At 70.6% G+C, this 19039-nt stretch carries 13 protein-coding genes, 2 pseudogenes and 1 riboswitch; of the genes and pseudogenes, 3 read left to right on the forward strand and 12 right to left on the reverse strand.

What is annotated here, in order from left to right:
- Nucleotides 1–72: 72 nt before the first annotated feature.
- Nucleotides 73–1608 (reverse strand): glutamate-cysteine ligase family protein, encoded by a 1536-nt coding sequence (locus ACFRU2_RS34785; protein WP_382979933.1) that lies wholly within the window; start codon nucleotides 1606–1608, stop codon nucleotides 73–75.
- A gap of 513 nt (nucleotides 1609–2121) precedes the next feature.
- Between ACFRU2_RS34785 and ACFRU2_RS34790 the strand changes: the two genes are divergently transcribed.
- Nucleotides 2122–2742, forward strand: a complete 621-nt coding sequence (locus ACFRU2_RS34790) for a hypothetical protein (RefSeq protein ID WP_250745197.1) — start codon at nucleotides 2122–2124, stop codon at nucleotides 2740–2742.
- A 278-nt stretch (nucleotides 2743–3020) separates the two neighbouring features.
- Nucleotides 3021–3227, forward strand: a complete 207-nt coding sequence (locus ACFRU2_RS34795) for a DUF5999 family protein (RefSeq protein ID WP_382979934.1) — start codon at nucleotides 3021–3023, stop codon at nucleotides 3225–3227.
- Nucleotides 3228–3324: 97 nt separating this feature from the next.
- Here ACFRU2_RS34795 and gcvP read toward each other — a convergent pair whose 3' ends face one another.
- Complete coding sequence (gcvP, locus tag ACFRU2_RS34800) at nucleotides 3325–6210, reverse strand: aminomethyl-transferring glycine dehydrogenase (RefSeq protein WP_382979935.1); 2886 nt, start codon at nucleotides 6208–6210, stop codon at nucleotides 3325–3327.
- A gap of 199 nt (nucleotides 6211–6409) precedes the next feature.
- Nucleotides 6410–6508: riboswitch (glycine riboswitch) on the reverse strand.
- Nucleotides 6509–6625: 117 nt separating this feature from the next.
- On the opposite strand from gcvP, the gene ACFRU2_RS34805 reads away from it, so the two are divergent.
- The gene (locus ACFRU2_RS34805; protein ID WP_382979936.1) at nucleotides 6626–6991 is read left to right on the forward strand and encodes a PRC-barrel domain-containing protein; all 366 of its coding nucleotides are present in this window, start codon (nucleotides 6626–6628) and stop codon (nucleotides 6989–6991) included.
- A 1644-nt stretch (nucleotides 6992–8635) separates the two neighbouring features.
- Here the strand turns inward: ACFRU2_RS34805 and ACFRU2_RS34810 are convergent.
- From ACFRU2_RS34810 to ACFRU2_RS34855, 10 genes and pseudogenes are all read right to left on the reverse strand, one after another.
- Nucleotides 8636–9952: pseudogene (locus tag ACFRU2_RS34810) on the reverse strand (DNA polymerase IV); the annotation flags it as partial.
- A 143-nt stretch (nucleotides 9953–10095) separates the two neighbouring features.
- A pseudogene (locus tag ACFRU2_RS34815) lies at nucleotides 10096–10587 on the reverse strand (MerR family transcriptional regulator); the annotation flags it as partial.
- 354 nt (nucleotides 10588–10941) lie between these two features.
- Nucleotides 10942–11415: a bifunctional nuclease family protein gene (locus ACFRU2_RS34820; RefSeq protein ID WP_250745191.1), complete on the reverse strand. Its 474-nt coding sequence runs from the start codon at nucleotides 11413–11415 to the stop codon at nucleotides 10942–10944.
- A gap of 107 nt (nucleotides 11416–11522) precedes the next feature.
- Nucleotides 11523–12296, reverse strand: coding sequence for a MerR family transcriptional regulator (locus tag ACFRU2_RS34825; protein WP_382979937.1), 774 nt, complete (start codon nucleotides 12294–12296; stop codon nucleotides 11523–11525).
- Nucleotides 12297–12315: 19 nt separating this feature from the next.
- On the reverse strand, nucleotides 12316–12855 hold the full coding sequence (locus ACFRU2_RS34830) for an FHA domain-containing protein (protein ID WP_274547808.1): 540 nt from the start codon (nucleotides 12853–12855) through the stop codon (nucleotides 12316–12318).
- Between the two features lie 483 nt (nucleotides 12856–13338).
- On the reverse strand, nucleotides 13339–14283 hold the full coding sequence (locus tag ACFRU2_RS34835; protein WP_382979938.1) for a DUF881 domain-containing protein: 945 nt from the start codon (nucleotides 14281–14283) through the stop codon (nucleotides 13339–13341).
- Between the two features lie 5 nt (nucleotides 14284–14288).
- Nucleotides 14289–14621, reverse strand: coding sequence for a small basic family protein (locus tag ACFRU2_RS34840; RefSeq protein WP_112452698.1), 333 nt, complete (start codon nucleotides 14619–14621; stop codon nucleotides 14289–14291).
- Entirely contained in the window at nucleotides 14618–15520 is a 903-nt protein-coding gene (locus tag ACFRU2_RS34845; protein ID WP_382979940.1) for a DUF881 domain-containing protein, read from the reverse strand. Before ACFRU2_RS34845 ends, ACFRU2_RS34840 begins: the two co-directional genes overlap by 4 nt.
- Nucleotides 15521–15653: 133 nt before the next feature.
- The gene (locus tag ACFRU2_RS34850; protein ID WP_274547811.1) at nucleotides 15654–18149 is read right to left on the reverse strand and encodes a mannose-1-phosphate guanyltransferase; all 2496 of its coding nucleotides are present in this window, start codon (nucleotides 18147–18149) and stop codon (nucleotides 15654–15656) included.
- Between the two features lie 99 nt (nucleotides 18150–18248).
- Entirely contained in the window at nucleotides 18249–18839 is a 591-nt protein-coding gene (locus ACFRU2_RS34855; RefSeq protein WP_250745186.1) for a CDP-alcohol phosphatidyltransferase family protein, read from the reverse strand.
- Nucleotides 18840–19039: the final 200 nt, after the last annotated feature.

A 19039-nucleotide genomic window follows, 5' to 3' on the forward strand; every position in this document is an offset into this window, starting at 1 on the left:
CTCCTCCACGGGGCAAGGGGATCACCGGACGGGACCTCACGTGACCTCACTGGGCCTCACGGGGCCCCGGGATCAGTCCACGGCCGCCGGTCCGGCCCCCGCGGTGCCACCCCCCAGCCCCGCCGGCCAGGTGTGCACGGGATCGCCCCGGTGACTCAGCTCGCTGTAGCGGCGCGTGGTCGCGGCGAGCGCCGCGTCCCGCTCCAGCCCGCCCGCGAGCGCCCGGTGGTACGTGTCCACCTGCCAGGTGGCCCCGTTCACCCGGCGTCGGCACCGCTCTTCGATGATGCCGAGGTAGTGGTCCCGGTCGGCGGGCTCGATGCCCCACGCGTCCAGTCCGGCGGCAGCCATCGGCAGCAGCTCCTCCAGCACCAGCCGGACCGCGGGCACGCTCGCCAGTCCCCCGCCCCGGCCCCGGCGCGGCCAGCGCAGCCGGGCGTCGATGCCGTAGCGGCAGGCCGCGTCGAAGTTGGCCTCCGCCTCCGCGAAGGGCAGCCGGCTCCACACCGGGCGCTGCTCGTCCGCGAGCGTCCGTACGAGCCCGTAGTAGAAGGCCGCGTTGGCGACGACGTCGGCCACCGTCGGGCCGGCGGGCAGCACCCTGTTCTCCACGCGCAGGTGCGGCACCCCGTCGGCGACCCCGTAGACGGGCCGGTTCCAGCGGTAGACGGTGCCGTTGTGCAGCACCAGCTCCTGCAGGCTCGGCACCCCGCCCTCGGCATGGACCCGCAGCGGCTCCTCCTCGTCGCAGATCGGCAGCAGGGCCGGAAAGTAGCGGACGTTCTCGGCGAAGAGCTCGTACGCCGAGTCCACCCACCGCTCGCCGAACCAGGTGCGCGGGCGCACCCCCTGCGCCTGGAGCTCGGGCGGCCGGGTGTCGGTGGCCTGCTGGAAGAGCGGCGGCCGCGACTCCCGCCACAGCTCCCGCCCGAACAGGAAGGGCGAGTTGGCGCCGACGGCTATCTGTACGGCCGCCACCGCCTGGGCCGCGTTCCATACGTCCGCGAACCGTGCCGGGGTCACCTGCAGGTGCAGTTGTACGGAGGTGCAGGCGGCCTCCGGCACGATCGACCCGGAGGTCCAGGTCAGCCGCTCGACTCCCTCGATGTCGAGGACGAAGTCCTCTCCCCGCATCATCAGGATCTGCTCGTTGAGCAGCGAGTAGCGGTCCACCGCCGAGAGGTTGGCGGTGACCAGGTCGGTGCGAGAGATCGTCGGCAGAATTCCGATCATGACCACCCCGGCGTCGACCTCCAGAGCCTGCCGGTGGGCATAGCCGAGACCCGCGCTCAGTTCCTCGGCGAGCTGGTCGAATACCCGGCCGCCGAGCCGGTGCGGAAGTACGTTCACCTCCAGGTTGAACATTCCCAGTTCGGTCTGGAAATCGTTGCTCGCAATACGCTCGAGGACCTGCGCATTCACCATTCTCGGCAACCCGTCGGCACCCGCGAGATTCAACTCGATCTCCAGCCCCATCATGTTCTTGGGGCGATCGAACCTCTTCTCCTCCAGAAGTCGCTCCAGTACCTCCAGGCACTCATGAAGCTTCCTCCGGTACCGTTGCCGATCGGACAGGTCGAATCCGCCCGCCACGACCTTCTCCCCCATCGGAGCGTCCCTCCTCGACTGGGCCCGGCCGGCAGGCAATGGATCCCCCGCCCGGGCGCGCGTTACGGTCGATGATGCCCCGGCGGCGTGATCGATAACGCGGAAGGGGCGCGACTGGCGGGGAGCGCGCGCCGGTTTGGCCGACGGGCGCTTTGGCACATTCACCTGGCAAGCGGCGCTACGCAAATACAGCGTAGACCTTGCCGGTTATCGATAACCGACGCTTTTCAGCCGAGCCGTCATCCGGTAACCTCCGAGGTCAGCGCGGAATTTTTGCGCGCACCCGGCATGAATGCCACGTCAGAGGGACCGGTAAGCGCCTTGTCGGCAATAGGCGGGACAGCTAGCCGAAACACTGCGTGAACACATGTCAGATAAACTCCGCATGCGAGGCAGAGAGTTGGCGCGCGGCCATTGCCCCTCAGCCCCCCTCTGACCCCAGAATGCGACAGCGCCGTCCGCACCCCGTACCCGCCCCGTTCCACAGGTCTCCCAAGCGAGAGGCGACCCACCATGCCGCTGCACGTCCCTCCGGCTCCCGCGCCCGCCCTGCGCAGCGTCCTCGCGGCCCTCGGTTCCCCCACCGCCGTCCATGAGGCGCACACCCCGGCCCTGCGCTCCCTCCAGGGACCGATGACCGCCGAACTGCCACTGCCCGTCCACGTCTTGGACCGGCTGCACATCTCCGGCCTGACCGCCGGCGGCAGGCCGCCGCGCACCCGGCTGACCGGCTGGCGGTTCCTGATCCGCAGCGGGGACCGCTACGTCGCGGCGGCCGACACCCGGCTGACCCCCGACGGCTGGGTCTTCTCCCACTTCTTCGAGGGCCCCTACGTCGCCGCCACCGAACGCGCGCTGCGCCAGGCCGAATCGCTCGGCAAGAACTACCAGCCGCGCCTGCTGTCCGTACCGGAGCTGTACATGCTGACCTTGTGGCTGCACGGATCGGTGGGCGCCGACGCCTCCGCCGGCCTGCCGGCCGCCGCCGACCTCCTGGTCCCCCTCGCCCCCGCCCCGCCCGGCATCGCCGCCTACCGCCCGCACCCCGTGTCCGAACTGCTGCCCGTACTGACCCACCGGCTCACGCCGACGGCTCCCCCGGTGCCGCCTTCCATGGCCGCACCGGCCGCCTGACCCGGCCCCTGGCCGGTTCTGCCCATTCGGCCTAGCCCACTCGGGCCCCCGGCTAACCATCCGAAATGACAGGGGAGTTGAGCTGAACCGCCCGCACGGGTGATGCGTCATCAATCTATGAGGACAGCTGCCGGGAAATCCCTCCGGACACCACGCCGTGGGGGAACACTGGGGACTCTGACCGAGCCAAGTCGTTGATACGGGGGGCGGCCATGAACCACGCGCACAACGCACCGAGCCGCAGCACACAGACCACACCGCAGCGAAAGAACGCATCCATGTGCCAGCACAAGCCAGCATGCCCGTCCGCCGACTCCGCCGACCGGGAGGCTGCGCACCCCGTGGCCGTTCACCCGGAGCAGGGCTGGAGCCTGCTGTGCAACGGCGTCCTGCTCTTCGAGGACACCGGTGAGCTGCTGCCGGACGGCCGGATCATCGCCCCGCACCGCCCGCTCGCGGCAACGCAGGTGATGAAGGCGGCCTAGCCCACGACGGAAACGAAAGGGGCCGGCCCAGGAGAGAACTCCCGGACCGGCCCCTTCGTCATGTCACTTCGTCATGTCACTTCTGCATGTCACTGCATCAGTTGTCGTACTCGTCCAGCGGCGGGCAGGAACACACCAGGTTCCGGTCACCGAAGGCACCGTCGATGCGGCGCACCGGCGGCCAGTACTTCTCCGCGGCCGACACCCCGCCCGGGAAGACGGCCTCGTCGCGGGTGTACGGGTGGTTCCACTCGCCGCCCAGGGCAGCCGCCGTGTGCGGGGAGTTGGCCAGCGGGTTGTCGTCCACCGGCCACTCGCCGCCCGCGACCCGCTCGATCTCGGCGCGGATGGCGATCATCGCGTCGCAGAAGCGGTCGATCTCGGCGAGGTCCTCGGACTCCGTCGGCTCGATCATGAGCGTGCCGGCGACCGGGAAGGACATGGTCGGCGCGTGGAACCCGTAGTCGATCAGGCGCTTGGCGATGTCGTCGATGCTCACGCCCGTCGCCTTCGACAGGGGGCGCATGTCGATGATGCACTCGTGCGCGACCAGGTTGCCCGGACCGGTGTAGAGCACCGGGTAGTGCGGCTCCAGGCGCTTGGCGATGTAGTTGGCGCCGAGCACGGCCACCTGGGTGGCGCGCTTGAGGCCCTCGCCACCCATCAGACGCACGTACGACCAGGAGATCGGCAGGATGCCCGCCGAGCCCCACGGAGCGGCCGAGATCGGGCCGACGCCCGTCTCCGGACCGGCGGTCGGCTGGAGCGGGTGGTTGGGCAGGTACGGGGCCAGGTGCGCCCGGACACCGACCGGGCCGACGCCCGGGCCGCCGCCGCCGTGCGGGATGCAGAAGGTCTTGTGCAGGTTCAGGTGCGAGACGTCGCCGCCGAAGTGACCCGGCTTGGCCAGGCCCACCAGGGCGTTGAGGTTGGCACCGTCCACGTAGACCTGGCCGCCGGCGTCGTGCACCTGGGCGCAGATGTCGGCGACGTGCTCCTCGAACACACCGTGCGTGGAGGGGTACGTGATCATCAGCACGGCGAGCTCGTCGCGGTACTGCTCGATCTTGGCGCGCAGGTCGTCCGCGTCCACCTCGCCGTCGTCGGCGGTCTTGACGACGACGACCTTCATGCCGGCCATCACGGCGCTCGCGGCGTTGGTGCCGTGCGCGGAGGACGGGATGAGGCAGACGGTGCGCTGCTCGTTGCCGTTCGCCCGGTGGTAGGCGCGGACGGCCAGCAGGCCGGCGAGCTCACCCTGGGAGCCGGCATTCGGCTGAATGGAGACCTTGTCGTAGCCGGTGACCTCGCAGAGACGTTCCTCCAGCTCGGTGATGAGCGTGAGGTACCCCTCGGCCTGCTCGACCGGGGCGAACGGGTGCAACTGGCCGAATTCCGGCCAGGTGACCGACTCCATTTCGGTGGTCGCGTTGAGCTTCATGGTGCAGGAGCCCAGCGGGATCATGCCGCGGTCCAGCGCGTAGTCCTTGTCCGAGAGCTTGCGCAGGTAGCGCAGCATCGCGGTCTCGGAGCGGTGCTGGTGGAAGACCGGGTGGGTCAGGTACTCGTCCGAGCGCAGCAGCCCCTCGGGAAGCGCCTCGGCCGTGGTGGCGTCGAGCGCCTCCAGGTCGGCGGTGACCCCGAAGGCCGCCCACACCGCGTCGATGTCGGCACGCAGGGTGGTCTCGTCACAGGACGCGGAGACCAGGTCGGCGTCCACCTGGTACAGGTTGACCCCGCCCTCGCGGGCCGCGGCCACGACCTCGGCGGCCCGGCCCGGGACCCGCGCGGTGACGGTGTCGAAGTAGGCGCCGTGGACGACCTCGACCCCGCCGGCCGTCAGACCGGCCGCGAGCAGAGCCGCGTAGCGGTGCGTGCGGCGGGCGATCGTCCGCAGCCCGTCCGGGCCGTGGTAGACGGCGTACATGCCGGCCATGACGGCGAGGAGCACCTGCGCGGTGCAGATGTTGCTGGTGGCCTTCTCGCGGCGGATGTGCTGCTCACGGGTCTGCAGCGCCAGGCGGTACGCCTTGTTGCCGTCCGCGTCCACGGAGACTCCGACGAGGCGGCCGGGCAGCGAGCGGGCGTGCTTGGCCTGGACGGCCATGTAGCCGGCGTGCGGTCCGCCGAAGCCCATCGGAACGCCGAAGCGCTGGGTGGTGCCGACGGCGATGTCCGCGCCCAGCTCGCCCGGCGAGGTCAGCAGCGTCAGGGCGAGCAGGTCGGCGGAGACGGCGACGATGGCACCGAGCGCGTGCGCCTGCTCGATGACCGGCTTGATCTCCCGCACGGCGCCGGAAGCACCCGGGTACTGGAGGAGCACGCCGTAGACGCCGCGCTCGGCGATCTCGGCCGGAATCCCCTCGCTCAGATCGGCGACGACGACCTCGATGCCGATCGGCTCGGCGCGGGTCTGGATCACCGCGATGGTCTGCGGCAGCGCGTCGGCGTCGACGAGGAAGACGTTGCCCTTGGCCTTGCCCACGCGGCGGGCCAGGGTCATGGCCTCGGCGGCAGCCGTGCCCTCGTCGAGCAGGGAGGCACCGGAGGTCGGCAGGCCGGTCAGCTCGGCGACGACGGTCTGGAAGTTCAGCAGGGCTTCGAGGCGGCCCTGGGAGATCTCCGGCTGGTACGGCGTGTACGCCGTGTACCAGGCCGGGTTCTCCATGACGTTGCGCAGGATCACCGGCGGCGTGAAGGTCCCGTAGTAACCGAGACCGATCATCGACGACAGCACCTGGTTGCGGTCGGCGAGCTCACGCAGCTCGGCGAGCACCTCGGCCTCGGTGCGCGCCTCGGGCAGGTTCAGCGCGGCAGTGGTCTTGATCACATCCGGCACCGCGGCTGCGGTGAGCTCGTCCAGCGAGCCGTAGCCCACATGGGCGAGCATCTTCGCCTGCGCCTCGGCGTCCGGGCCGATGTGGCGCTGCTCGAAGGGGATGCCTCGCTCCAGCTGGGAGAGCGGAATGCGGTTGGCGGTCATGTACGGAGGCCTCCTGGGTCGTACGACCTGCGAGGGGCACCACGGCGCGGGCACCCGGACGGCCTCCCCCTCTGTCATCACAACCTGAGAGCTTCACCGGGCCGCGCGGGGATCGCCCACGAGGTCCGGCTTTCACCGTCGGTGAGGAGAGGGACCGGCACTGCGCGCCCGGTACCCGCCCCTGCTTTCCAGAGTGGCCTCACCACGTGCGGTACGTATGCCTGAGAGATTCCGGGGAGGATTTGCTCCTTCGGCGCCTCCGTCTCACTCACTCGGAGGACTCTCCCGCACAGGGTCAACAGCCGTCACCCAGCCTACCAGCGAGGATCTGGGGTCTCCCTCGAGTGGCCCCCTCTCCGGAAATGCACTTTTGTAGTCATTACGGAGGAGTTGCGCCCAATGGAGGGACCGGACCGTGCAGACCGACATCGATCCCCGCAGCCTGATCGGCCGCAAGGCGTTCGACCGCAATGGCACCAAGATCGGCACCGTCGACGAGGTCTACCTCGACGATGCCACGGGCGTCCCGGAATGGGCCGCCGTACGCACCGGACTCTTCAGCCGGGACGCCTTCGTCCCGCTGGAGCCCAGCGAGATGGTGGGCGACACCCTGCGCGTGCCCTTCGAACGCTCCCTGATCAAGGACGCCCCCGACTTCGGCGTCGGCCGCCACCTCTCCCCCGAACAGGAGCTGCAGCTCTACCACCACTACGGCCTGGACCTGGCCCTCCCGTCGGACTTCCAGCACGACTTCGGCCACAAAACCCCCGACACCCCCTGACCGCCCCCACCATTCCCAACCTCCCACCGGGACCCGGCACACACCGGCCAGACCCGCGCCCCCACTCCACCGAACAAGCCACCCGAGCCCCCAGCACCCGGAGCCGGGCCACAGGTCCGGGACGCCGAGCAAAACCAGCCTGCCCCGGATCGAGGCGGGCGCACACGACGCCCAGCGGCACCCACCGGGCAGCAGGGAGCGCCCAGCGGCCAGCCACCTGCGGACGGGATCGCCCAGCGGGCAGCCGACGGCAGTCAAGCGCCCGCAGGCAGCGCACCCCAGGAAGCCGCCTGCGGACAAGCGCCCAGCGGGTAGCCGCCTGCGGACAGCGGACGGCAGGGAGCGCCAGTAGTCAGCGCTCCGCAGAAAGCCGCCTGCGGACAGCGGACAGCAGGGAGCGCCAGCGGGCATCGCTCCACAGGAAGGCGCCTGTGGGCAGCCGACGGCCGGCAGCGCGCCCAAGGAGAAGCCGCCTGCGGACAGCGCCCAGCGGGTGGCCGCCTGCGGACAGCGGATGGCAGGGAGCGCCCAGCGGGCGGCAGGCAGCGCCAGTAGTCAGCGCTCCGCAGAAAGCCGCCTGCGGACAGCGGACAGCGGACAGCGGACAGCCTCCTGCCGGACAGCGGCGCAGGGAGCGCTCAGCAGGCAGCACACCTGACACCCCGCGCACTCAACGAGTACGGACAGCCCGCACGGGCGACCGCGGCGGCCGGGAGGTCCTCAGGATCCAGGCCAGGGCCGGTCCAGCAGCACTGCCGCGTCCCGGCGATCTGCCCATCCCGTACGCAGCCGCGGGAGCGGCCGCGGCCAACGGCTGGCACCCGGCTGCAGCCCGGCACCCAGCAGGTGCCCGCGAATTGCGTCCCGGCCCTCACGGGCGCCCCGGCAGGCGTGTGCGTGTGACTCCCCAGACACAGCCGGACGCCCCGGCCCGGCGACGCGTCTGCTCCGGCGAGGAGGAGGAATCGTCCTCGGGTCCGCCGATACGGACCGAGCGCGGCCCTGACCCCCCGCGCTCGCAACCTCTCAGGCTCGCTACGGAGCCGTCGAGCCCCCGACCCCCACGGCCCGGTCCCCTACCAGCGGCATCGGAGCGGACGGCTCCAGCTCGGGATCGTCCACCAGGAACGTGCGTACCCGGCCCGGCTCGGATCCGGGCTGCTCGAACCGTACGGTCACCCGCCCGACCCCGCTGCCCTGCACCCACCCCGGCCCGTACACCGCATGCCGCACATCGCTCCCGGCCGGCCACGACCGCTCACCCACACCTCCGCCACCCCCCGGCCCACCCGCTCCCTGACCCTGAGCATGGTCCTGGCCCTGCCCGTGGCCCTCGCGGGGTGCCTGCCCCGGAGTATCGCCCTCAGCCTGGCCCTGGCCGTGACCGTGGCCCTGGCCCTGGCCCTGGCCCTGGCCCTGGCTGTGACCCTCGCGGGGTGCCGGGCCTTCCCCTGCACTCTCCACCCGACGGGACCCAGCACCCTGGCCCTGCCCCTCCTGGGCCCGACCCTCCCCCGCGCTCTCCACCCAACGGGACCCAGCACCTTGCCCCTGGCCCACGGCCTCAGCCGGCGCTACCCCAGCACCCTGGCCCGCGGCCGCCTGACCCTGCCCAGGGGCCTGCCCCTGGCCCTGCAGTGTTCCCCGCCCCTGCCCGGTGCCCTCGTCCTGAACCGGCACGGCTCCCTGTCCGGCGCCCTCACCCGGAGCGTGGCTCTCCTGGCCCCCGTCAGCGTCGACCGCGCCCCGCGCCACGCCGCGCCGGCCGAACGGCGCAGCCCCGTCGCCACGATCCGCAGCCGCCCCCGGCCCCGGCCCCGCAGCCGATCCGGACCCCGCAGCCGCATCCTCATCCGCGTCCCCCTCCGCCCCCGCCCGCGCAGCCATCGCATCGGCGAAAGCGAACAGGTCCTCCTGCGTGTAGTCCGCCAGCCCCGTGACACCCACCCCCAGCAGCCGCACCCCGCCCGTGGTGTCCACGGCCTCGAGCAGCCGCGCCGCCGCCTCCCGCACCACCGCGGGGTCGTCCGTGGGCCCCCGCAGGGTCTCCGAGCGGGTCAGTGTGGAGAAGTCGTACCGCCGAACCTTGAGCACGATCGTCCGCCCCGAGTGCCCCGACCCCCGCAGCCGCTCCACGCACCGGTCCGCGAGCCGCTGCACCTCGGTGCGGATCCGCACCCGGTCGTGCAGGTCGACGTCGAAGGTGTCCTCCACGGACACGGACTTCGCATCGCGTTCGGCGACCACCGGCCGCTCGTCCACGCCCAGCGCCATCCGGTACAGCCCGACCCCGTGCGAGCGGCCCACCATCCGGACCAGCTCGTCCTCGCCGGCCTCGGCCAGCTCCCCCACCGTCGTGATCCCGGCCCGGCGCAGGTGCTCCCCCGTGGCCGGCCCCACCCCGGGCAGGGTCCGTACCGACATCGGGGCGAGGTGCGCCCGCTCCGTGCCCACCTCGATCAGCAGCAGCCCGGCCGGCTTGGCCTCCTCGGAGGCGACCTTGGCCAGCATCTTGGACCCCGCGAGCCCCACCGACCCGCTCAGCCCCGTCACGGCGGCGATGTCGGCCCTCAGCCGCTCGCCCACGGCCCGCGCGGCCTCCGCGTCGAAGGCGACGCCCCCCGCCTCCAGGTCCACGAAGGCCTCGTCCAGGCTCAGCGGCTCCACGAGGGGGGACAGTTCCCGGAGCATCGCCATGACCGTGTCGCTGACCTCGCGGTACAGGCTGAAGCGCGGAATCAGGCACGCGCCGTTCGGGCAGAGCCGCCGCGCCTGGGCCATCGGCATGGCCGAGTGCACCCCGAAGCGCCTGGCCTCGTAGGAGGCGGTGGCGACGACCCCGCGCGGCCCGAGCCCGCCGACGATGACGGCCTTGCCGCGCAGGCTCGGCTTCGACGCCTGCTCCACGGAGGCGTAGAAGGCGTCCATGTCCAGGTGCAGGATGGTCGGCGCGGATCTCACAGCTCCGATGCTGCCCTACACCACTGACAATCGGCCCACCGCCGGGGCCGCAGGCCGACCCGAGCCCGACCGGCCGGGAAAGCCGACCCGGAAAGCCGGCCCGGAAGGCCGACCGTCCAAGGGACCGGCCGGCCGGAAGCCCCTCAGACGGCCCGGTTCCTCCGGGCTGCCAGCTCATCGGCCGGGTTGTGCCCGACCACGGTCTCGCCCGTGTCCACGCGCTCCCCGTGCAGCTGCGACAGGGCGTTCTCGACATCGCGCCAGACCACGCCCACGGCGATCCCGAAGACACCCTGACCGCCCTGGAGCAGGCTGACGACCTGATCGGGCGAGGTGCACTCGTACACGGTGGCGCCGTCGCTCATCAGCGTCATCCGCTCCAGGTCCGAGAAACCCCGGTCGCGCAGGTGCTGCACGGCGGTGCGGATGTTCTGCAGCGCCACCCCGGTGTCCAGGAAGCGCTTCACGATCTTGAGGACGACCACGTCCCGGAAGCTGTAGAGGCGCTGCGTCCCCGACCCGTACGCCGGGCGCACCGTGGGCTCCACCAGCCCCGTGCGCGCCCAGTAGTCGAGCTGCCGGTACGTGATCCCGGCCGCGGCGCACGCCGTCGGCCCCCGGTATCCGACCTGCTCGGGTGCGGGCTCGCCACCCACCGACCCGACTGACCCCACCGGCCCCACCGAACCGACCGGCGCGGGCTCCGGCTGACGGCGCGCGGAGTTCACCGCACCACCGTGCAGCGGGTACGGCCCACCGTCACTCCGTGCGGGGATGCCCCCGGTCATACCGTCGCCCGTGACTCTCACGCCGACCCTCCGTCCTTGACCTGCCATCTCGAAGGTAGGCAGTCACCAGGGGTGCGTCAACGATCGCCACACTCGGCACGCCGAGTGATAATCACCCTGAGAGTGGTTTCCCGTACCCCATTGCGGGGAAAGGCTACTCGAATGGGCTGAAATATCCGGGAGGACGGCGCGACCCGCGCCTCACTGCGGGCCGGTGCCGAAGTCCTCTGGCGAGATCTGGTCGAGGAACTCGCGGAACTTCTCCACCTCGTCCTCCTGCTCGTCCGGGATCGCGATTCCGGCGTCGTCGAGCACGCCGTCGCTGCCGAAGATCGGCGTCCCGGTCCGCAGGGCGAGCGCTATGGCATCGGATGGCCGGGCGCTCACCTCGACTCCACTGGCGAAGACGAGCTCCGCGTAGAAAACGCCCTCCCGCAGATCCGTGATCCGGACCTCGGTGAGCTCCTCGCCGATCGCCTCCAGCACGTCCTTGAAAAGGTCGTGCGTCAGCGGCCGGGCAGGGGCCATGCCCTGCTGCGCGAAGGCAATGGCGGTCGCCTCCCCTGGTCCGATCCAGATGGGGAGGTACCGGTCGCCTCCCACTTCACGCAGGAGCACGATCGGTTGGTTCGAGGGCATTTCCACCCGGACACCCACAACGTCGAGCTCGTTCACACAGCAACCCTAGGACCTGCCCGGCAGGTTTGGGTAGTCGGGCTCCCCCAAGCCTGCCCGGAAGCCCCTCCGAAGTCGCCCGAAGTCGGCCCGAAAACCCCTCCGGATCAGTGCAGCCGCACCCCGAGAGCAGTTTGTACGAGGGCCTCGTGCAGCCGTACGGAGAGCCCCGCGATCTCCTTCATGGTGGCCTCCGCATGGGCCCTGGTCTGCGGATTGCGGTGCCGGCGCAGCGGCGAGACCACCTGCTCCACCAGACCGGCCTCCCGGTCGGCGGCGGCCTTCATCGCCCGCAGGTGGCGCGGCTCCAGACCGAATCGGCCGAGATCGGCCACCAGACGGGCCACGGTGACGGCCTCGGCGTCGAAACCGCCGCCGGGCGCCTCCGCGAGGAGCCCGTACGACTCCCACTCCACGAGCTGGACCTCGTCCACCTCCGCCGCGGCCATCAGCTCGGCCCGGCCCACCCGGGCCACGGTCGGCCGGTCCCGGCCCACCTCGCCGTAGAGGGCGACGGGGCTCGTGGGGTCGACGGACTCCCCGTGCGCCGTGGGCGCCGGGATGCGGATCTGCTCGCCCCGCGCGAGCGCGTCGAGCTGCTCGCGGATGACCTTCAACGGGAGGTAGTGGTCGCGCTGGAGCCGCAGGACGTGGGCGAGGCGCTCCACGTCGTCGGTGCTGAACTTGCGATATCCGGAAGGTGTGCGCCGGGGCTCGACGAGTCCCTCCGCCTCCAGGAAACGGATCTTCGAGATCGTGACTTCGGGGAACTCGTCACGCAGCATCGTGAGCACCGTGCCGATGCTCACCAGCCGCACGCCCGAGGAGGCGGCGGTGGCGGTGCCGCTCTTGGCGGCACCGCCTGCCGGGATACGCAGCATGGGACCTTCCCTTGAAGGGTCAGTGCCCCCGCAGGCTCGCGTAGAAGACCAGCCGGTACTTGCCGATCTGCACCTCGTCGCCGTTGTGCAGGGCGACGGAGTCGATCGGTTCACGGTTCACGTACGTGCCGTTGAGGCTGCCGACGTCGGAGACGGTGAAACCGTCGTGGCTCCTGCGGAACTCGACATGGCGCCGGGAGACGGTGACGTCGTCCAGGAAGATGTCGCTCTGCGGGTGCCGGCCGGCCGTCGTCAGCTCGCCGTCCAAGAGGAACCGGCTGCCGGAGTTCGGGCCGCGCCGCACGATCAGCAGAGCGGAACCCGGGGGCAGCGCTTCCACCGCGGCCTGGGCCTCGGGGGACAGCGAGGACGACACGTGCGTCTGTCCCGACACCTCGGCCTCGTAGGCCTCCAGGCCCGAGATCGAGATGGTGGACGTGGTCTCCGAGGCACGCTCCGGCGTCAGACCCGCCCGCAGCGGCGCCCCGCAGTTGGAGCAGAACCGGCTCGCCGCATCGCTGCGGTGCCCGCACCTGCTGCAAATCTGCTCGGCCGACATGGACGGCTCCTCGCGCCGCGGCTGCCCCGCGGAGGCATTGGTGGCATACGGGTCGGGGGCAAACCCTCCACCCGTACTTGAGGTTGATGGTTCACCGAAACCTATGCGTCCGGTACCGGCAGGGTCAACAGCCGACGCGCCGTGCGCGCCCGAAATGTCACCCGCCCCGGCGACCTCGTCGCGGAAGAGCGGCCGGTCGCCCTGCCCTTCCACGTCTCCATGCCCCGCGCGGTGCCTGGCCGCACCGCTTTCCTCGCGGTTCTTCTTGCCGAACAACTTCTCAAACAACTTCACGGGCGATTCCCCTTGACCGAAACAGACCCGCCCGTGGGGCAGGACGAACTCCGAATGCAACACCTGCCGACCCGGACATACTTACAACGTCCGTAACCATCAGACAGTTTCCACCACGCACCGCGACTTCGGTGCGTCGACCCCCCGCAGGCATTCGCCCGCGTGAGCCCGTCTCCCGCGCCTCCCGCATCACGTCGATGACGACCGAGCGTAGTCAGGCTGCTTCGCAGCCCGCAAGGCATCCACAACGATCTTCGCCGGACGTGTGACGCTGACGACGGCCTGCTCCTTCTCCAGCGACTGGACGACGCCACCGGGAATGTTGAGCGCCGGCTCCAGGTCCTGCGGCTTGCCGATCACCTTGAACTCGTAAGGCTGTGTGATCTTCTTACCGTCGATCGCGACCCCGTCCTCCTCGTCCGAGAAGTACGAGTCCGCCACGATCCGCACCCCGTTGATCTGGATCGCCTCGGCCCCGGCCGCCCGCAGCTCCTGGAGGGTGTCCAGCAGCTTGTCCGACTGCACCTGACCCTTGGGGTCCGTGATCTTCAGCACGATCCCCGGCCCTTGCGCGGCCACCGTACCGGCCAGGATCCCGAGTTGGCGCTCCTTCTCCACGGTCTGCTTCCGGGCCTCCTCGGCCTGGTTGGAGCTGCTCTCCAGCTCCCGGCGCTGGTCGTCGAGCTTCTGCTTCTCGTCCTCCAGCCGCTTGGTCCGCCCGTCGAGCTCGTCGAGGATCCGTACGAGGTCCTCCTGGCGGGCGCCTCGCAGCGCGCTGGAATCGCTGTTCGACCGCACCTGGATGGCCAGGCCGAGCCCCAGGACGAACAGAAGCACCGCGACGATCAGTTGGGCACGGCTCACCCGCGGCGGCCACAGCCCGGCCGCCAGCCGCTGCCGCCCGGTCTGCTCGGGGGCGCTCTGCTCCGGGCCGGTCAGCTCGGGCCCGCCCGGCGCGTACCCGCCGGGCACGTACCCGGCCGACGCGGCTCCGCTCTCCTCCGGGCCCCGCTCCTCGCCTCCCGGTCCGGGCTCGTGGCCCACGGGCCCGGCCGGCGGCTCCATCGGAGGCTGCGCCTTCGGCCGCTGTGCCGCGGCCCCGGGCTCCTCGGGCGGGGTGTCGTTCGTACTCATCGGCCTCACGCCCGGAACACGTGCCGGCGGATGGCCGCGGCGTTGGAGAAGATGCGGATGCCGAGGACGACGACCACACCCGTGGACAGCTGCGAGCCGACCCCCAGCTTGTCGCCGAGGAAGACGATCAGCGCCGCCACGACCACGTTCGACAGGAACGACACCACGAAGACCTTGTCCACGAAGATGCCGTCCAGCATCGCGCGCAGGCCTCCGAACACCGCGTCCAGCGCCGCGACCACGGCGATCGGCAGATAAGGCTCCACCACGGCCGGCACTTCGGGCCGGACGAGAAGTCCGACCACCACTCCGACCACGAGGCCCAGTACCGCGATCACGATGCACCCTTCTGCTGCTCTGCTGCTGTAGCCGTACGTACGGTCAGGCTCGACGCGGCCGGAAGGCGCATCTCGGCCTCGGACGACAAGGAGTAGCGGATGCCGTAGTTCTCCTGCAGCACGTGCAGGTACTGGCCGTCCGCGGAGTCCTGGAACGCGGTCCCGAGGCGCTTCTTGTCGCCGATCGCCAGCACTTCGTACGGCGGCACCAGCGGCCTGTTGTCGACCAGTATCGCGTCCCCCGCGGCCCGGATCGCCGAGAGCGACGTCAGCCGCTGCCCGTTGATCGAGATCGCTTCCGCCCCCGACTGCCACAGCCCGTTGACGATCTTCTGCATATCGCGGTCGCGGAGCCGCCCGGTGTCCGAGAATCCGGCGCTCTCGCGCGGCTTGGAGCCGTTCCCGGTCGTCGAGCCCTTCGCGTCGTCCACCGTCAGCTTGATCCCGGGCCCGTGCACCTCGGTGGCTCCGGACAGCAGCGCCACGAGCTGGCCCTGTTCGCCGCCGTGCTGCTTGAGCGCCTCGCGCTGCCGGGCGGCGACGGTGTCCCGGAGCCGTTCGATGTCCCGCTCCAGACCGTCCGCGCGCGCGTCGGCCCGGTCGACCCGGTCGATGAGTTCCTGACGCTCCTTGGCCAGCACCGGTGCGGTCGCCCGCGCCTGCGCTGCGCCCAGGGTGACGACACTGGCGGCGAGCACGAGCCCGGCGGCGAGACCCAGTTTGGCCTTGAGGGTCCGCGGCAGGCCGGACGTGCCCTCGGCCTCGCGGCGGGCCGAAGCCTCCGCGTAGCCCTCGTCGAGGGAGTGGTCCATCACGTGCGTCAGCAGCGACATGGAGGCGTCCGGCCGCGCGGGAGGTGCCGAACTGCGGTTGTGGGGCGGCTGCGACATGCCGCACATCGTCGCATGTCGGCGCCGCTCCCACCGAATGCGGACGTCCGGTGGACCGGCCGGGGTCTGCGCCCCGCCCGGTCCTCCGGACTTTCGGCCCTGCGCCGTTCCGTTCCGGTCTACGTCCTGCCGTACGGGCCGCTCAGTGCCCGGCGCCGTCCACCACCGCTGCCCAGCCGTCCAGCAGCGCCTGCGCGGACGCGTCGTCGGGGCCTTCGGCCCACAGGTGGGTGACCGCCTCCGCCGGATCCGGCAGCACCAGCGCCCAGCGCCCGTCGGCCTCCACGACCCGCACCCCGTCGGTGGTGTCCACCTGCCGGTCCCCGGCCGCCTCCACGACCCGCCGCATGACGAGCCCCTTCACCGCCCACGGGGTCGGCACGTCCCGCTTGAGCACGTGCGCCCGCGGGATCCGGGCATCGATCTGGCTCAGCGTGAGCTGCGTCCGCGCCACCAGCCCGATCAGCTGCACGAAGGCGGCCGAGCCGTCGAAGACGCTGCTGAACTCGGGGACGATGAATCCGCCCCGCCCGTCACCGCCGAAGATGGTGTTCTCCGCCCGGCCCACCCGGGTCAGGTCGTCGGGCGAGGTCGTCGTCCACTCCACCTGGGTCCCGTGGTACGCCGCCACCTGCTCGGCGATCCGGGTCGTGGTCACCGGCAGCGCGACCTTGCCGCTGCGCTTCTCGGCGGCCACCAGATCGAGCAGCACCAGCAGCGCCCGGTCGTCCTCGATGATCCGGCCGCGCTCGTCCACGAGGGAGATCCGCTCGCCCACCGGGTCGAACCGCACTCCGAAGGCGGCCCGCGAGGACGCCACGATCTCCCCGAGCCGCACCAGCCCCGCCCGGCGGGATTCGGCGCTCTCGGTGGGCCGGGACTCGTCGAGTCCCGGGTTCACGGTGAGGGCGTCCACCCCGAGCCGGCCCAGCAGGCTGGGCAGGACCAGGCCGGCGCTGCCGTTGGAAGCGTCCACGACCACCTTGAGCCCGGAGTCCGCGACCCCGGTGGTGTCCACGCGCCGCAGCAGCGAACCGGTGTAGGCGTCGAAGACGCTTCCCGGGAACTGCAGGTCGCCGATCTCGCCGGGGAACGCCCGCCGGTACTCCTGGCGCGCGTAGACCCGGTCGAGCTTGCGCTGCTGCTGGAGGGAGAGGTCCGCCCCGCGCTCGTCGAGGAACATGATGTCGACGGAGTCCGGAACTCCCGGGGAGGTCCGCAGCACGATCCCGCCGGCGCTGCCGCGGGCGGTCTGCTGCCGCGCCACGGGCAGCGGTACGTTCTCCAGGTCCCGGACGTTGATGGCGCTGGCCTGGAGCGCCGAGATCACGGCCCGCTTGAGCGCTCGCGCGCCTCGGGAGTGGTCGCGGGCCGTGGTGACCGTCGCCCCCTTCTTCAGGGTCGTCGCGTAGGCACCGGCCAGCCGGACCACCAGCTCCGGGGTGATCTCCACGTTCAGGATCCCGGTGACCCCGCGGGCGCCGAACAGATGTGCCTGCCCCCGGGACTCCCAGATGACCGAGGTGTTGACGAAGGCGCCCGCCTCGATCGTCTTGAAGGGGTAGACCCGCACGTTCCCCTGGATGATCGATTCCTCGCCGACGAGGCACTCGTCGCCGATGACGGCCCCGTCCTCGATCCGGGCGGCCCGCATGATGTCGGTGTTCTTGCCGATGACACAGCCGCGGAGATTGCTGTGCGGCCCGATGTACACGTTGTCGTGCACGACGGCCTTGTGCAGGAACGCACCGCTCTTGACGACGACGTTGGACCCGACGACGGTGTGCTCGCGGATCTCCACGCCGGCTTCGACCTTGGCGTAGTCCCCGATGTACAGCGGTCCGCGCAGGACCGCGTCCGGGCTCACCTCGGCCCCTTCGGCGATCCACACCCCGGGGGAGATCTCGAAGCCGTCCATGTCGACCTGGACCTTGCCCTCGAGTACGTCGGCCTGGGCCTTGACGTAGCTCTCGTGGGTGCCGACGTCCTCCCAGTAGCCCTCGGCGACGTAGCCGTAGATGGGCCGGCCTTCCTTCATCAGCTGGGGGAAGACGTCGCCGGACCAGTCGACCGAGACGTCCGCGTCCACGTAGTCGAAGATCTCCGGCTCCATGACGTAGATGCCGGTGTTGATGGTGTCCGAGAACACCTGGCCCCAGGTCGGCTTCTCGAGGAAACGCTCGACCTTGCCTTCCTCGTCCACGATGGTGATGCCGAATTCCAGCGGATTCGGCACCCGGGTCAGGCACACCGTGACGAGTCCGCCCTTCTCCTTGTGGAAACGGATCAGGTCGGTCAGGTCGAAGTCCGTGAGCGCGTCGCCGGAGATGACGAGGAACGTGTCGTCCTTCAGAGCCTCCTCGGCGTTCTTCACGCTGCCGGCGGTGCCGAGTGGCTTCTCCTCGTTGGCATAGGTGAGCTCCATTCCGAGCTCCTCGCCGTCACCGAAGTAGTTCCTGACGAGCGACGCCAGGAACTGCACGGTGACCACGGTTTCGTTGAGCCCATGCCGCTTGAGCAGCCTGAGCACGTGCTCCATGATCGGCCGGTTCGCCACCGGCAGGAGCGGCTTGGGCATGCTTGAGGTCATGGGGCGAAGCCGAGTGCCTTCGCCACCAGCCATCACGACGGCCTTCATGTCGGAAGAGTCCTCCTTGAGAGACGGCGTATCGCCGACCTCACCCGTCTCGGACGGTGACTGGACCACTCCCCCGCGTCAGTCAGGCGCCGAGCGAGCTCAATCGGCCGTGGCGTCCGCCTTCACCAGCCGGCGGACTTGTACCACGTAAAGGACTCCTGCCCACCAATAGAGGGTTGTACCCCATCCGGCGAACGCCCATCCGAAAACTGACCCCATCCAGGCCAACCAACCCGACCACGTGCTGACCAGGAGGAAGGGGAACGCGTACATCAGGTTGAAGGTCGCGGCCTTGCCGAGGAAGTTCACCTGCGGCGGCGGATAGCCGTGCCGGCGCAGGATCCAGACCATGACCAGCAGCATCAGCTCGCGCGCGAGCAGCGCTCCCGTGAGCCAGAGCGGCAGGATCTCGCGGTACGTGAGACCGAACAGGGTGGACAGGATGTAGAGCCGGTCCGCGGCGGGATCCAGCAGCCGGCCGAGGCTGCTGATCTGGTTCCAGCGCCGTGCCAGCTTCCCGTCGAGGTAGTCGCTGATCCCGCTGAGCATGAGGACGGCGAGAGCCCAGCCGTCGTGCTCGGCCAGGATCAGCCACAGGAACAGGGGTACGCCTGCGAGGCGCGCCATGCTCAGGATGTTCGGAATGGTGAAAATTCGGTCAGTCTGAACCCGAGTCTCCTGGACCTCCACCCGGGGGCCTCCACTGTGACTGTAGAAATGTCGAACGATGCCCCCTGACCCTACAGGAGCCGGTGGACCGGTCCGTAAACGCAGAAAAGCCCCGCACCGAACCCATAAGGGCTGGTGCGGGGCTTTCCCACAATGATTGTTCGGCGGCGTCCTACTCTCCCACAGGGTCCCCCCTGCAGTACCATCGGCGCTGAAAGGCT

The organism is Streptomyces sp. NPDC056883, from assembly GCF_042788835.1.
Classification (GTDB): domain Bacteria; phylum Actinomycetota; class Actinomycetes; order Streptomycetales; family Streptomycetaceae; genus Streptomyces; species Streptomyces stoeckheimensis.